This is a genomic window from Paractinoplanes bogorensis (assembly GCF_018829635.1).
Classification (GTDB): Bacteria; Actinomycetota; Actinomycetes; order Mycobacteriales; family Micromonosporaceae; genus Actinoplanes; species Actinoplanes bogorensis.
Map to the genome: position 1 here is coordinate 179,137 of NZ_JAHKKG010000006.1, position 13,235 is coordinate 192,371.

17 protein-coding genes are annotated in these 13,235 nt (G+C 72.0%); 14 read left to right on the forward strand and 3 right to left on the reverse strand.

Annotation, left to right across the window (positions count from 1 at the left end; genetic code table 11):
- Positions 1–23 precede the first annotated feature (23 nt).
- Positions 24–731: a GntR family transcriptional regulator gene (locus KOI35_RS19900; RefSeq protein WP_215789007.1), complete on the forward strand. Its 708-nt coding sequence runs from the start codon at positions 24–26 to the stop codon at positions 729–731.
- Here KOI35_RS19900 and KOI35_RS19905 read toward each other — a convergent pair.
- On the reverse strand, positions 728–2,143 hold the full coding sequence (locus KOI35_RS19905) for a sensor histidine kinase (protein WP_215789008.1): 1,416 nt from the start codon (positions 2,141–2,143) through the stop codon (positions 728–730). The two genes, KOI35_RS19900 and KOI35_RS19905, sit on opposite strands and share 4 nt — an antisense overlap.
- Before the next feature lie 3 nt (positions 2,144–2,146).
- The gene (locus KOI35_RS19910) at positions 2,147–2,803 is read right to left on the reverse strand and encodes a response regulator transcription factor (RefSeq protein WP_215789009.1); all 657 of its coding nucleotides are present in this window, start codon (positions 2,801–2,803) and stop codon (positions 2,147–2,149) included.
- Between the two features lie 195 nt (positions 2,804–2,998).
- Between KOI35_RS19910 and KOI35_RS19915 the strand changes: the two genes are divergently transcribed.
- The 13 genes from KOI35_RS19915 (at position 2,999) to KOI35_RS19975 (ending at position 12,285) form a co-directional block, all read left to right on the forward strand.
- On the forward strand, positions 2,999–3,199 hold the full coding sequence (locus tag KOI35_RS19915; protein ID WP_215789010.1) for a hypothetical protein: 201 nt from the start codon (positions 2,999–3,001) through the stop codon (positions 3,197–3,199).
- Positions 3,200–3,287: 88 nt separating this feature from the next.
- Positions 3,288–3,467, forward strand: coding sequence for a hypothetical protein (locus KOI35_RS19920; protein ID WP_215789011.1), 180 nt, complete (start codon positions 3,288–3,290; stop codon positions 3,465–3,467).
- A gap of 71 nt (positions 3,468–3,538) precedes the next feature.
- Positions 3,539–4,375 (forward strand): HTTM domain-containing protein, encoded by an 837-nt coding sequence (locus KOI35_RS19925; RefSeq protein WP_215789012.1) that lies wholly within the window; start codon positions 3,539–3,541, stop codon positions 4,373–4,375.
- Positions 4,372–5,361 (forward strand): alpha/beta fold hydrolase, encoded by a 990-nt coding sequence (locus KOI35_RS19930; protein WP_215789013.1) that lies wholly within the window; start codon positions 4,372–4,374, stop codon positions 5,359–5,361. The genes KOI35_RS19925 and KOI35_RS19930 overlap by 4 nt, the downstream gene beginning before the upstream one ends.
- Positions 5,358–5,900: a hypothetical protein gene (locus KOI35_RS19935; protein WP_215789014.1), complete on the forward strand. Its 543-nt coding sequence runs from the start codon at positions 5,358–5,360 to the stop codon at positions 5,898–5,900. Before KOI35_RS19930 ends, KOI35_RS19935 begins: the two co-directional genes overlap by 4 nt.
- Positions 5,897–6,613: a class I SAM-dependent methyltransferase gene (locus KOI35_RS19940; protein WP_215789015.1), complete on the forward strand. Its 717-nt coding sequence runs from the start codon at positions 5,897–5,899 to the stop codon at positions 6,611–6,613. Before KOI35_RS19935 ends, KOI35_RS19940 begins: the two co-directional genes overlap by 4 nt.
- The gene (locus KOI35_RS19945; protein WP_215789016.1) at positions 6,607–6,783 is read left to right on the forward strand and encodes a hypothetical protein; all 177 of its coding nucleotides are present in this window, start codon (positions 6,607–6,609) and stop codon (positions 6,781–6,783) included. Before KOI35_RS19940 ends, KOI35_RS19945 begins: the two co-directional genes overlap by 7 nt.
- Positions 6,780–8,501, forward strand: a complete 1,722-nt coding sequence (locus KOI35_RS19950) for an ABC transporter ATP-binding protein (protein WP_308121077.1) — start codon at positions 6,780–6,782, stop codon at positions 8,499–8,501. Before KOI35_RS19945 ends, KOI35_RS19950 begins: the two co-directional genes overlap by 4 nt.
- Positions 8,498–9,952 carry a phytoene desaturase family protein gene (locus KOI35_RS19955; protein ID WP_215789017.1) on the forward strand — a complete coding sequence of 485 codons (1,455 nt, stop codon included), beginning with the start codon at positions 8,498–8,500 and terminating at the stop codon, positions 9,950–9,952. Before KOI35_RS19950 ends, KOI35_RS19955 begins: the two co-directional genes overlap by 4 nt.
- A 5-nt stretch (positions 9,953–9,957) precedes the next feature.
- The gene (locus tag KOI35_RS19960; protein ID WP_215789018.1) at positions 9,958–10,347 is read left to right on the forward strand and encodes a hypothetical protein; all 390 of its coding nucleotides are present in this window, start codon (positions 9,958–9,960) and stop codon (positions 10,345–10,347) included.
- A gap of 21 nt (positions 10,348–10,368) precedes the next feature.
- Positions 10,369–10,530, forward strand: a complete 162-nt coding sequence (locus tag KOI35_RS19965; protein WP_215789019.1) for a hypothetical protein — start codon at positions 10,369–10,371, stop codon at positions 10,528–10,530.
- 64 nt (positions 10,531–10,594) lie between these two features.
- Positions 10,595–11,524: an ABC transporter ATP-binding protein gene (locus KOI35_RS19970; protein WP_215789020.1), complete on the forward strand. Its 930-nt coding sequence runs from the start codon at positions 10,595–10,597 to the stop codon at positions 11,522–11,524.
- The gene (locus tag KOI35_RS19975; protein WP_215789021.1) at positions 11,521–12,285 is read left to right on the forward strand and encodes an ABC transporter permease; all 765 of its coding nucleotides are present in this window, start codon (positions 11,521–11,523) and stop codon (positions 12,283–12,285) included. Before KOI35_RS19970 ends, KOI35_RS19975 begins: the two co-directional genes overlap by 4 nt.
- Here the strand turns inward: KOI35_RS19975 and KOI35_RS19980 are convergent.
- The gene (locus tag KOI35_RS19980; protein WP_215789022.1) at positions 12,282–13,211 is read right to left on the reverse strand and encodes a TAXI family TRAP transporter solute-binding subunit; all 930 of its coding nucleotides are present in this window, start codon (positions 13,209–13,211) and stop codon (positions 12,282–12,284) included. The two genes, KOI35_RS19975 and KOI35_RS19980, sit on opposite strands and share 4 nt — an antisense overlap.
- Positions 13,212–13,235 lie beyond the last annotated feature (24 nt).

A 13,235-nucleotide genomic window follows, 5' to 3' on the forward strand; every position in this document is an offset into this window, starting at 1 on the left:
GGACTCCGTTTAGATTTCCGGTCATGCCAGGTCCCCGCCGCCGATCGATCCTGATCTCGCTGCTGACCGACCACCCACGTCCGCCCGGCGGTCCGCAGAACGAGCTGCGCCGCATCATTCTGGACGGACAGGTCCCGCCCGGCTCCGCCATTCCCGTCGACGCGGTGGCGGCCGCGTTCGGCGTGAGCCGGATTCCCGTACGGGAAGCGCTGATGACGCTGATCGGGGAGGGGCTGGTCGATCACCGGCTCAACGGCGGCTATCGCGTCGCCATGATGACCGCACGGGAGTTCGCGGAGATCTATCTGGTGCGCGAGGCGCTGGAGACGGCCGGGTTGCGGGTGGCCGTGGAACGAGCGTGCGCGGAGGACGACGAGCACGCGAAAGAAGCGCTCGCGGGCCTCGACGAGGCGATCCAGGCGCGTGACGGACGGCTCTACCACCGGGAGAGCCGGCGCTTCCACCTGGCGCTGATCCGCCCGTGCCGGTTGCGCCGGCTGCTGCACATGCTCGACCTGGCGTGGAACCAGACCGAACCGCTGCAGCCGATGTCGCACCTGGACGACACCTCCCGCGCGATCCTGCACGCCGACCACGCGGGCATGCTGGCCGCGTTCTGCGCCCGCGACACCGACGCGCTGATCGCCGTCTTCGGGTCGCACCACCACCGGCTGCAGGCGGCGATCGGTGACCTGCCGCAGGACACGGGTCTCTTCCGCCCGGAGCGTTAGGCCACGCCAGGGAGTTCGACCGTGGCGTGCAGGCCGCCGCCGGGTGCCGGGTCGAGCGTCAGGGTGCCGCCGGACGCCTCGGTCAGGGCGGCCGCGATCGACAGGCCCAGGCCGTGGCCCTCGTGGTTCTGGGTGCCGCTGGCCCGCCAGAAACGCTCGGTGGCCCGGGGCCGCGCGGCCGCGTCCAGGCCGGGGCCGTCGTCGACGACGTGGACCTGCGGCCGGGGACCGTCGGTGACCCGTACCGTCACCGTGCGGGCGCCGAACTTCAGGGCGTTGTCGATCAGCGCGTCGAGCACCTGGCCGAGCCCCGAGACGACGCTGCGCACCGGTGCCGACGGCACGTCCGCGTCCAGCGTCAGCGTGATCTCGCGGGCGCCGGCCAGGGGCAGCCAGCCGTCCACACGGGCGCGGGCCACGTCGACCGCGTCGACCGTCTCGACCGGGTCGTCGTCGCGTTCGACCCGGGCCAGGGCCAGCAGGCCCTCGAGCATCTTGCGCAGCCGTTCGACCTCTTCGACGGCGAGCCGGTGGTTGGTGCGGCCCTCGTCGGTCAGCGGCTCGTCCTCCAGCGACTCCATCCGCAGCAGCAGCGCGGTCAGCGGGTTGCGCATCTGATGGCTGGCCTGGGCCACGAACGCGCGCTGCCGGGTCAGCGCCTCGGTGACGGTGTCGGCCATGTGGTTGAACACCCGCACCAGGTGCCGCAACTCGGGCGGCCCGGCGTCACCCGGCACCCGGACCGTGTAGCCGCCGGCCGCGATCTCCTGGGCGGCGGTGTCGAGCCGGCCGACCGGGCGCAGGGTCCACTGGGCCAGCCGCCAGGCCGCGAACGCGCACAGCGCCAGCGGCACCATGGCCAGCGCGGCCAGGATCATCCAGTCGCGCCAGGTGTCGTTGCGCAGGTCGCCGGTGGGGGAGACGGTGACGACGGCGCCGCTGATCTCGCCGCCGGAGCCGACCGGGGCGGCCACCACCAGCCACTGCGGGCCCCACGGCCAGATGCGGGTGTCGAGGCCGACCTGCTCGCCGGCCAGGGCCCGCCGGGTCGCGTCGCCGATGTCGGGGACCTCGGCGCCGACCGGGGGCGGCATGGTGGCGTCGAGCGCCTGTGAGCCGAAGAACCGGAACGTCGGGTCGGAGGTGACCACCACCCGGCGGTCGGCGTCGATCACCGCGCCGTGGATGCCGTGCACCTGCTCGTAGCGGGTCAGGGCGGCCCGCAGCGCCGCCGACTCCTCGGTCCGCAGCGCCGGTTCGGCCAGCTTGGCCAGGTAGGTCACGTCGGACAGCCGGTCCGAGGCCAGGTGCTGGCTGTTGTGGTCGACCGAGATGGTCACCAGCGGGACGGCCAGGCTCACGAGCACGGCCAGCAGCAGGGCGCCGTAGCTGAGCACGAGTTGCCGGCGCATCGCCTAGCCGGTCTGCAACTGGTAGCCGATGCCGCGGACGGTGCGCACCAGCCGGGAGTCGCCCAGCTTGGCCCGCAGCGCCGCGACGTGGACCTCGAGGGTGCGCTCGCCGGCGTCGGTCGTGTTCCAGACCGCCAGCAGCAGGTCGTTGCGTGACACCGCGGCCCCGGGCCGGCGGGCCAGGGTCACCAGGATGTCGAACTCCTTGCGGGTCAGGGCGATCGGCTTGTCGTCGACGGTGACCTCGCGCGACGTCATGTCGATGTGGACCGGGCCGGCCTCGATGCGCTCGCCGGCGACGGCGGCCCGGCCGACCCGGCGCATCACCGCGTCGATGCGGGCCTGCAGCTCGGCCATCGAGAACGGCTTGACCAGATAGTCGTCGGCGCCGGTGCGCAGCCCGACGACCCGGTCGCGTTCCTCGCCGCGGGCCGACACCACGATGATCGAGACCTCGGGGGAACGCTGACGCAGCGCGCGGCAGACGTCGAGGCCGTCGCCGTCGGGTAGTCCCATGTCGAGCAGCACCAGGTCGACGGTGTCGGCGGCCAGTGCCTCGGCCACCGTGGTCGCGCAGGTCACCGTGTAGTTGCGGCGCCGCAACGAGCCCACCAGCGCGGCGGCCACCCGGATGTCGTCCTCGACCAGCAGCACTCGCATCGCTCCGACAATAGCCTGCCGGGCCACCGGTCGCTGGCCTCAAGAAAATCTCAAGAATCGCCGCTCCATCGAAACGCACCGTTCCCGCTGAGTAGCTTTTTCTCAGACATGACATCCACGGGGGACAGTCATTCGAATCCCGTGAAATGACAGGTCGAGCTATTCCGACGACTTATTTCGGAGGGAGGAAAAGACATGCTGATGCAGAAGGTGAACGCGCAGCCGACCCTGCGGGGCTCGCTGCAGGCCGGCGCTCCGGTGACCGGAATCGCCCCCGTCATGGCCACCCCGGCTCTCATCGCGACCCCGGTCATCGCCAAGGCGGCCGGCGCGATCGTGGGTGCGGGTGCCGTGGCCGGTGCGGCCTACGTCGCGTACAAGACCGCCGGCGGCTGATCGGCGGGTGCAGACGGTTCCGGCAGGTCGTGAAGGTACCTGCCGGAACCGCCCTCCCACATCCGAGATTACACACTGGAGGAAGCACATGTCCGTGCTCATCGACAAGGTGAACGCCGGCGTGGGCCAGGCGGCCGACGGTTCCGTCGCGCCGGTCATGGCCACCCCGGCCGCCTTCGTGGCCGGCGTCGTGGCGGGCGCCAAGGCGTCCGCCATTCTCGTCTGCGCCGCCGGTATCGGCGCCGCGGTCGCGAACGCCCAGAAGTAAGAGAACCGGTCGCGGCGGGCTTCGACCCCCAGAGAGGTCCGCCGCGATTCCTACGCGATCAGGAACGGCCCATGCTGCAGATCATCCGCGGCGTCGTCAGATCGGCGTTCGCCCAGCCCCTGTCCACCGCCGAGCGCCTGTCCGCGGCCACCCACCTGCTGTCCAGCCTGGAATATCTGGTGCGGCGCAGCGACCGGGAGCCGGGCGGGCTCAACGACTGGACCCACACCCGGGCCCAGGTGCCGGCCAAGTCGAAGGCCGTCCAGGCGGTCCGTGACTTCGTCGCCCGCGAGCCGGTCACCCAGGCCCTGCACGCGACCCGCGCCGCCGCCGCGATCGTGCTCATCGCGCCGGCCCGCAACAACACGGTGCGGCTGCTGGCCAACGCCTATCTGGCCGGCACCCAGATTCTGATCTATCCCCGGCACCTGTTCGGCACCGACGGCTCCGACCAGGTCTCGTTCCTGGTGCAGACGGCCGCGGCGCTCGGCCGGGCGGGTGGTACGGAGGCCACCCGCACGGCGGCGGTGCAGTTCATCGGGGCGCAGACCGCCCTGTCGTACGGGGCGTCCGGCTGGGCCAAGCTGCCCGGCGACGCCTGGCGGTCGGGGGACGCCCTCGTCAAGATCATGAGAACCCGGACGTACGGCGACGAATGGTTCTTCAATCAGCTCAGCCGCTATCCGGTGGCCTCCCGTCTGGTCTGCCACGCGGTGCTGGCGATCGAGTGCGGGTTCCCGTTGCTGCTGCTCAGGCGGGGTAAATACATCGAAGCCGGCCTGCTCGTGATGGCCAGCTTCCACGTCGCCAACGCCCGCTTCATGGGTCTGTCCCGCTTCGCCTGGGCCTTCATGGCGACCTATCCGGCGGTCCGGGCGCTCGCCAAGGGAACCGGAGCCGGATCATGACAACGCAGACCTTCCCCCGCATGGTCGCCGCCGGTCTGGCCGGGTGCCTGGCCGCCGGGCTCGCCCACCGCGGCTACGCCACCCTGCAGTCGGTCGGCCGGCACCGCGGCTTCACCCGGCACCGGGTGCGCTGCACCAGCGGCAACATCCTCAACTACCACGTCCGCGAAGGGCTGCCGGGCGCCCCGGCGATCGTGCTCGAGGCGGGCCTGATGAGCACCTCGGCGTCGTGGCTGCTGCTGGCCGACCACCTCGACCCCGGCCTGACCGTGCTGATCTACGACCGGGCCGGATACCGCGCCTCGCTGCGCCGCTGCCCCGAGGACTACTCGCTGCAGGAGTCGGTCGACGACCTGGCCCAGGTCATCCGCGACGGCGTCGGGGAGGACACCCCGGTCGTGCTGGCCGGCCACTCGCTGGGCGGCTACCTGGTGCACCGCACCGCGGCCATGATGCCCGACCGGGTCCGCGGCGTGGTGCTGATCGACCCGACCCACCCGCGTGAGCTGCTGCACTCGCGGGCCCAGCGCGAGGGGTCGCGCAACGTCAATCTGACGATGAAGCTCGGCCCCTGGTCGGTCGTCTTCGGCGCGGGGCTGCTGATCGACAAGAAGGGCCTGTTCGCCTTTGCCGAGGGCAGCCCCTACTACAAGACCTTGCGGTACGAGGCGTCGACCAGCTCGACGTGGCGGGCCGCGCGGCGCGAGTGGGACTACTCGTACGCGTTCATGCTCGACGGCGGCCGTCCGCTGGACAAGCTGACCGTGCCGGTCTCGGTGATCGCGGCCGAGGCCACGGTCGAGCGCACCCCGGAACACCGCGACCTGTACGAGGAGTACGTCGCGTCCGGCACCGGCGGCGACATCGTCACCGTGCCCGGCTCGTCGCACCTGTCGCTGATCGGCGGCGTCGACCACGTCCCGGCCACGGCCCGCGCGGTCACAGAGGCGCTCGACGCGGCTCTCTCGATAAAGGATCCGGCATGAAGACGGCCAGCGTGCTGAACAAGGCGATCCCCGCGGTCTTCGCGGCCTGGTTCGTGGCCACGGTGATCAGCCAGCATCCCGACCGCAGCTACGACAAGGCCCGCGGCCTCGACCGTACGGGTACCGGCATCCTCATCCCCAACTGGCGGTTCTTCGCCCCCAACCCGGCCGTCGAGGACCAGCACTTCCTCTACCGGCTGGCCAGCGAGGACAAGACCCGGCACAGCGAATGGCGCGAGGTCTACCAGATCGTCCCGCGCAAGATGATCCACGCCTTCTGGTTCCCCGGCCGGCGCATCGAGAAGGCCGTGTTCGACGCGGCGTCCACTCTGGTCAACAACCCGGGCGCGATGACGCCGCTGCACCAGAAGGCCCGCGAGTCGACGTACCGGCTGATCAACGATTTCGTCCGCGGGCGGCTCACTCCCGACCCCGAGTTCCCGCTGTTCCAGGTGATGCTCGTGCGCTACTCGGGCTTCGACCACAGCGAGGATCCCAAGTACGACCTGGTCTTCGACTACGAACGGGTGCGGCCATGACTGCTCAGTACGGGGCCGAGGTGGCCTCCGTCTACGACTCGCTGATCGCCCCGGCCATGCCGCTCGACGAGGAGATCGCGCGCCTGCGCCCGCACCTCGAGGGCAACCGGGTACTCGAGGTCGGCGTCGGCACCGGACGGGTCGCCACTGCGGCCGCCCCGATCGCGGAGTCGCTCGTCGGCGTGGACAACTCGGCACCCATGCTGGACGCGTTCCGGGCCAAGGGCGTACCGGCCAATGTGGAACTGCTCGAGGCCGACTTCCTGCGGCCGCTGCCGTTCGGGGCCGAGTTCGCCACCGCGTACTCGACGATGGGCTCGCTGGCCTGCGTCCGTACCCGCGACGAACTGGTGACGGCGCTGAGCAACATCCGGGCCGTACTGCGGCCCGGGGGAGTGCTGCTGTTCGAGTACTACTCGACCGCCGCCTACCGGCCGCTGGTCGAGGCGGGCACGATCACCGTGCCCACCCCGCACCACGGCGGCACGAGCACCTTCACCACCACGCTCGACGCGGCCTCGGTGCTCACCATGCACACCCGCGTCGACGCCGAACCGGCCCCGCCGGTCGCCTTCAGCGAGCACATTCTTTTCATCGAGCGCGACGAGGTCGAGGCCTGCCTGGAAAAGGCCGGATTCGGCGCCGCGCAATTTTATCCAGCCGAAGGAATGCAGCCGTACGACTGGTATCACGTAAGGAGCGAAGAATGGTGACGACAAGCCGAGTGGTGTGGTTCGCGATCGCATTCGCATTCGCGCTGCCGATCATGGCGCTGATGTTCCGGAACGGCGCGGAGGGCCGGCCCAACTGGATCCAGGCCGCGCTGTTCGCGGGGGCGATGGCGCTGATCGTCACGGTCTTCTTCGGCAAGGGCCGGCGGTGATCATCGCCGAGGCGGTGCGGCGGCAGCGGCCCCTGATCGGCGCCGGCGTCCTGCTCGGACTGCTCGGCACGGTGGCCATGCTGCTGCAGCCGGTGCTGATCGGTCACCTGATCAGCACCGTCGCCGCCGGCGAACCGATCACCCGGCCGATCACGTACATCGTCCTGCTCTTCGCGGCCGACGCGCTGCTGGCCGCCACCCACCTCTACCTGATCGGCGTCGCGGGCGAGAACATCGTGCTCGACCTGCGCACCACGGTGACCGGCCGGCTGCTGCACGCGGCCCTGCCCGCCTTCCACCGCCTCGAGCACGGCGACGTCTTCAACCGGACCCTGGCCGACACCTCGCTGGCCCGGATGGCGCTGACCTCCTCGGTGGCCCAGATGATCACCGCCGGGTTCTCCATGATCGGCTGCATCGCGGTGATGGCCTGGCTCGACTGGCGGCTGCTGCTGGCCGCCCTCGGCTGTCTCGGGGGCGCCTCGGCGATCGCGTTGCTGCTGGCCAAGGCCGTGCGGGCGGCGGCGACCCAGAACCGCGAGGACACCAGCGCGTACGGCTCCGGGCTGCTGCGCGTGCTCGGCGCGGCCACCACCGTCAAGGCGTCCCGGGCCGAGCAGCGCGAGGCCGAGCACCTGGCCGGGCTGGCCGGGGCCGCCCGCCGCAGCGGCATCCGGGTCACCCGGCTGTCCGCCCTGTTCCTGCCCGCGATCAACGTCGGCACCCAGGTGTCGCTGGCCGTCGTCATCGCCTGGGGCGTCGCCCGCACCACCACCGGCTCGCTGACCGCGGCCGACCTGACCGCGTTCATCATGTACCTGTTCTACCTGGTCTCCCCGCTGGTGCTGTTCTTCCTCGGGCTGGGCGAGTTCCAGCAGGGCCGGGCCGCGATCGACCGGGTCAAGGAGCTGGCCGGGATCGAACAGGAACCCACCGGCGGCGCCGCGGCCACGCCCGCGGTGACCGGGGCCCCCGCCGTCGTCTTCACCGGGGTCAGCTATCGCTACCCGGAGGCCGGCCGGCCCGCGGTCGACGACGTCTCGTTCGCGTTGCCGCCGACCGGGGTGACCGCCGTGGTCGGCCCGTCCGGCGCCGGCAAGACCACGCTGTTCCAGCTGATCGAGCGGTTCCGCACGCCCGACACGGGGGTGGTGCAGGTGTCCGGCGACGACGGGGCCGGCCTGCCGCTCACCGAGCTGCGCGGCCGGATCGGGCTGGTCGAGCAGGACGCCCCGCTGATGCGCGGCACGGTGCGCGAGAACCTCACCTACGCCCACCCCGCGGCCACCGGCGACGAGATCGCCGCCGCCCTGCGCGACGCGCACCTCACCGAGGTCGTCGACGCGCTGCCGAACGGGCTCGACACCGAGCTCGGCGAGGGCGGCATCGGCCTGTCCGGCGGGCAGAAGCAGCGCCTCGCCATCGCCCGGGCCCTGATCGGCCGGCCCCGCCTGCTGCTGCTCGACGAGGCCACGTCCAACCTGGACTCCGACTCGGAGCAGGCCCTGCGCGACGCCGTGGCCACCATCGGCCGGCGCTGTCACGTGCTCACCATCGCGCACCGCATGTCCACCGCGATGGGCGCCGACGAGATCATCGTGATGGAGGACGGCCGGGTACGGGCCCGTGGCACCCACGCCGAACTGATGGCCACGGACGAGGTCTACGGCCGGCTCGCCGGTCGCCAGCTCACCCCGGCCGGGGCGGCGGCGCCGTGACCGACGCCGCCATCGTGGGGACCGGGCCCAACGGGCTCGCCGCCGCCGTCGTGCTGGCCCGGGCCGGCCTGAAGGTGTCGTTGTGGGAGCAGGCCGCCACCGTCGGCGGCGGCCTGCGGACCACCTCGCTGTTCGACCGCGACGTGGTGCACGACATCTGCTCGGCGATCCACCCGATGGCGGCCGCGTCGCCGTTCTTCCGCGAGTTCGACCTGGCCGCGCGGGGGGTCGACCTGCTTCAGCCGGACATCCCGTACGCGCATCCGCTGCCCGACGGTCCGGCCGCCGCGGCCTGGCGCAGCCTCGAGACGACGGCCGACCACCTCGGCGTGGACGGCCGGCGCTGGACCGGCCTGATGGGCCCGCTCGCCGCGCACTCCCGCGAAGTGGTCGACCTGCTGCTCTCCGATCAGCGGTCGCTGCCCCGGGGCGCGGCGGCACCGTGGCTGCTCGGGCCGCGCGCCCTGGCCCACGCCGGTCGCCGGTCGCCGTTCCGCACCGAGGCCGCCCGCGCTCTGTTCACCGGGGTCGCCGCGCACGCCGTGGGCCGGTTGCCGTCGCTGGCCTCGGCCGGGGTCGCGCTGATGCTCGGGCACACCGCGCACAGCACCGGCTGGCCCCTGCCCGCCGGCGGCAGCGGCCGGATCGCCGAGGCGCTCGTGGCCGACATCGTCGCGCACGGCGGCACCATCCACACCGGGCACCGCGTCCGCGACCTGGCCGAGCTCGGCGACGTCCGGGCGGTGCTGCTCGACCTCAGCCCGGCCGAGATCGTGCGGGTCGCCGGCGACCGGCTGCCGGCCCGCTACCGCCGCGCCCTCGGCCGGTACCGGTACGGGCCGGGCGCGGCCAAGGCCGACTTCCTGGTCGACTCCCCGGTGCCGTGGGCCGACCCGCTGGTCGGCCGGGCCGGGACCGTGCATCTGGGCGGCACCCGGGCCGACATCCTGCGCCAGGAGAACGCGGCCGTCGCCGGGCGGGCCGTGACCGACCCGTTCGCGCTGGTGGTCGACCCGGCGGTGACCGACCCGGGCCGGGCCGCGGGCGGGCGCCGGCCGGTCTGGGCCTACGCCCACGTGACCAACGGCGACACCCGCGACCCGGTCGACCTGCTGCGCCGGCGTATCGAGCAGTACGCGCCCGGCTTCTCCGACACGATCGTCGCCGCGCGCGGAGTGAGCGCGGCCGCGTACGAGGCGTACAACCCGAACTACGTCGGCGGCGACATCTCGGCCGGCGCGCTCACCCTGCGCCAGGTGGTGGCCCGGCCGGTAGCGCGGTGGAACCCGTACGCGACCCCGCTGCCCGGCGTCTACCTCTGCTCGTCGGCCACGCCGCCCGGCCCGTCCGTGCACGGCATGTGCGGCTACCACTCGGCCCGGCACGTGCTGCGCGACCGCTTCGGCGTGCGTACGCCGCCCCGTCTGTCCCCCACGTTGGTAAGGAGTTGAGATCCATGCTCGCCGTAGCTGTCGCCGCCGGTGCCCTCATCGCCGTGGCCCCCGTTCCCTGGTCGTCCACTCTCGACGGCGCCACCGCCGCTGGTCAGCGCTGGACCGAGCCGAGCAGCACGGGTGTCTTCAGCGACCTCGTCGTCCAGGGCACCCTGACCGGTGGCGGTATTGGTTGCCACGCCGTCTGGACCCGCTTCACCTATGACCTGTTCCCGGCCCCGCCGAGCAAGGTGGCCCAGGTCTGCGGGGCCGGTACCGCGCCGGTCTCGTTGCGGGTGAGTTACCGGCCGACCACCACCGGTTCGATCACGGTCTGCCGGGGCACGGAGAATGTCCAGAACTGTGCCGCCTGGCAGAGCATCACCAGCTGGCCGGTCCGCACGACGGCCTGACGACCGACAGAAGGAGCACCAGTGCCCATCAACGGCATCGACGCGAACACCCTCGACGAGACCATCGCCAAGACGTTCCAGGAGCTCAAGACGGCGATCGACACCTACAGCGAGAAGAACATCACGCTCTACAGCGAGGCCCTGCGCGCGCTGGTGAAGCTGCGCGACCAGGCCAACGGCTGACCATGCTCCGGACGCCGGTCCCGTCGCGGACCGGCGTCCGGCGCATCCACCCGAGGAAAGGGATATGACACAGATTCTGGTCGAGGACGTGTGGCGCCGGTACGGCTCGGGAAAGCGTGCCTTTTCCGCCGTACGGGGTGTCAGCTTCACCGTCCAACCCGGACAACTGTTCGCACTGCTGGGCACCAACGGCGCCGGGAAGACGTCGACGGTCGAGATGCTCGAGGGACTCGCCGCCCCGTACCGGGGAAAGGTTCGTCTTTTCGGTGATCTCGATCCGGTGGCCGACCGCGCCAAGATCCGGCCGCGCACCGGCGCCATGCTGCAGGAGGGCGGCTTCATCGCCCATCTCACCACCGCCGAGACCCTGCGCATGTGGGCCGAGCTGACCACCGGCGCCCGCCCGGTCGACGAGGGCCTCGAGCTGGCCGGGCTCGGTCACCGGGCCGACGTCGCCGTGCAGAACCTCTCCGGCGGCGAGAAACGGCGCCTCGACCTGGCCATGGCCACCATCGGCCGGCCCGAGATCCTCTTCCTGGACGAGCCCACCACCGGCATGGACGCCGAGGGCCGGCACGCCACCTGGAAACTCATCCGGGGGCTGCAGGAGCAGGGCTCGACGATCCTGCTGACCACGCACAACCTCGAGGAGGCGGAGTCGCTGGCCGACCGGCTGGCGATCATGCACCGGGGGCGGATGGCGGCCTGCGGCACGGTCACCGAGATCGTCGCCGACCACCTGTCGACGCTGTCGTTCGGCGCCGACCCGTCCGTGCCGATCGGTGATCTGCCGGTCGCGGGCACGGTCGAGCAGCAGGCCGGACGGGTCACCATCACGACCGGTGAGCTGCAGAGCGACGCGACCCGGCTGCTCACCTGGGCCGCCGGGAAGGACGTGGTCCTCGACCGGTTCACCGCCCGGCCCGCCTCGCTGGAGGAGGCGTTCATCCGCATCGCGAACACCACCGACGTCGAGCCGGAGGAGACGAAATGACCGCCGTCGCGCTGCGACAGATGGGCACGCTGTTCCGGGTCGAATGGCGGCTGTTCCACCGGATCCGCTCCAACTATGTCTTCGTGCTGGTCATCCCGCTGCTGCTCCTGCTCGGCATGCGCTTCGTGCAGGAACAGATGGACCTGGCCGCGCACGGCCTGAGCGCCGGACCGGTCATGGTCGCCACCGCGGCCGGCATCCTGCTGATCTTCTCGCTCTACTCCTCGGTGACCGGCCTCTATGTCGCCCGCCGCGAGGAACTGGTGCTCAAGCGGCTGCGTACCGGCGAGGTGGCCGACCCGGTGATCCTGGCCGGCGGCGCCTCGCTCTACGTGGCGATCGCGGTCGCGCAGATCGTGGTGGTCACGGCCGTGCTGTCGGTGATGTTCGGGGTGGCGCCGCGGCAGGCCCCGGCCGCGCTGCTCGGGCTGGTCACCGGCGTGGTGCTGATGACCGCGATGGCCGCGGCGACGGCGGCGCTGTGCCGCACGGTCGAGTCGGTCATGGTGGCCACGCTGCCGGCCATCTTCGTGCTGCCGATGATCGCGGGCATCTACATCCCGCGCGAGGTGCTGCCGGACAACCTCGGCGACATCCTGGCCTACGCGCCGCTCTCCGGCACGATCGACCTGGTGCGGTCGGGCTGGACGGCCGAGCTGGGCCTGGCCGGCATCGTCACCCGGGTGCTGGTCGACCTGGTGTGGGCCGGCCTGTTCGCGTGGGTCGCGGCGAAACGGTTCCGCTGGGAGCCCCGGACCTAGGACTCCTTGGTCTCCTTGAAGTAGCGCGCGGCCCCGGGGTGCAGGGGCAACGGGTCGGTCGCGATGGCCGCCATGTGATTCATCCGCTCGGCCGCGGGATGGGTCGCGGCGAGCACATCGCGCCGGCCCAGCAGCGTGCTGGTCAGCGCGTACGCGACATCGTCGGGCAGCGCGCCCGCGGCGACCAGATAGTTGGGCACGCTGATCGTCTGCACCGACGGCACCCCGTAGGTCGAGCGGGGGACGGTGCGTTCCGCGTAGACCTCGCCGAACTCCTTGCGCAGCGCCGGCAGGTAGAGGCTCAGCCCGAGCAGCCGCAGCGGCACCCGGGAGGCCAGCCCGCTGATCGCGTCGACCGGCAGGCCGCCGGAGAAGAAGAACCCCGAGATCCGGCCCGCGACCAGCGCCCGGGTCGACTCGTCGACGCCGAGCGGCACACTCTCGATGTCGGGCCCGAGCCGCATGCCGGCCGCCGCGAGCACCCGGGTCACCGTCACCTCGGTGCCCGACCCGGACGACCCGGGCGAGATCCGCTTGCCGCGCAGGTCGGTCACGGCGCGGGCGTCGCTGTCGGCCCGCACCACCAGATGCAGGAAGTCGTCGTGGATGCGGGCCAGCGCGGCCGGCTGCGGCAGCCCGGTGCCGGTCAGGATGTCGGCCTGGGTGAACCCCACCTCGGCCTGCCCGGCGCTGATCATCCGCAGGTTGGCCGCCGACGCCGTGGTCTCGAGCACCTCGGTGCGCAGGCTGGGATAGTCCTCGGCCAGCGCCCGGGCGATCGCGTCACCCAGTCGTGCGTAGACGCCGCCGCGGCCGCCGGTCGCTATGCGCACCGGGCCCGGGTGGTCGGGCGCCGGGGAGCAGCTCTCGACCAGACCGGCCGCCGTCACGGCGAACAGGCCACGGCGAGTGAACCTGGCAGTCAATGGCGGCATCGATCCCCCCGGTCG

Excerpts from the sequence above, each read along its gene's own strand:
- KOI35_RS19935 (WP_215789014.1), top strand. The coding sequence starts at position 5,358 with ATGAAGACGGCCAGCGTGCTGAACAAGGCGATCCCCGCGGTCTTCGCG.
- KOI35_RS19975 (WP_215789021.1), top strand. The coding sequence starts at position 11,521 with ATGACCGCCGTCGCGCTGCGACAGATGGGCACGCTGTTCCGGGTCGAA.
- KOI35_RS19910 (WP_215789009.1), bottom strand. The coding sequence starts at position 2,803 with ATGCGAGTGCTGCTGGTCGAGGACGACATCCGGGTGGCCGCCGCGCTG.
- KOI35_RS19945 (WP_215789016.1), top strand. The coding sequence starts at position 6,607 with ATGGTGACGACAAGCCGAGTGGTGTGGTTCGCGATCGCATTCGCATTC.
- KOI35_RS19940 (WP_215789015.1), top strand. The coding sequence starts at position 5,897 with ATGACTGCTCAGTACGGGGCCGAGGTGGCCTCCGTCTACGACTCGCTG.
- KOI35_RS19930 (WP_215789013.1), top strand. The coding sequence starts at position 4,372 with ATGACAACGCAGACCTTCCCCCGCATGGTCGCCGCCGGTCTGGCCGGG.
- KOI35_RS19970 (WP_215789020.1), top strand. The coding sequence starts at position 10,595 with ATGACACAGATTCTGGTCGAGGACGTGTGGCGCCGGTACGGCTCGGGA.
- KOI35_RS19960 (WP_215789018.1), top strand. The coding sequence starts at position 9,958 with ATGCTCGCCGTAGCTGTCGCCGCCGGTGCCCTCATCGCCGTGGCCCCC.
- KOI35_RS19915 (WP_215789010.1), top strand. The coding sequence starts at position 2,999 with ATGCTGATGCAGAAGGTGAACGCGCAGCCGACCCTGCGGGGCTCGCTG.
- KOI35_RS19900 (WP_215789007.1), top strand. The coding sequence starts at position 24 with ATGCCAGGTCCCCGCCGCCGATCGATCCTGATCTCGCTGCTGACCGAC.
- KOI35_RS19925 (WP_215789012.1), top strand. The coding sequence starts at position 3,539 with ATGCTGCAGATCATCCGCGGCGTCGTCAGATCGGCGTTCGCCCAGCCC.
- KOI35_RS19920 (WP_215789011.1), top strand. The coding sequence starts at position 3,288 with ATGTCCGTGCTCATCGACAAGGTGAACGCCGGCGTGGGCCAGGCGGCC.
- KOI35_RS19905 (WP_215789008.1), bottom strand. The coding sequence starts at position 2,143 with ATGCGCCGGCAACTCGTGCTCAGCTACGGCGCCCTGCTGCTGGCCGTG.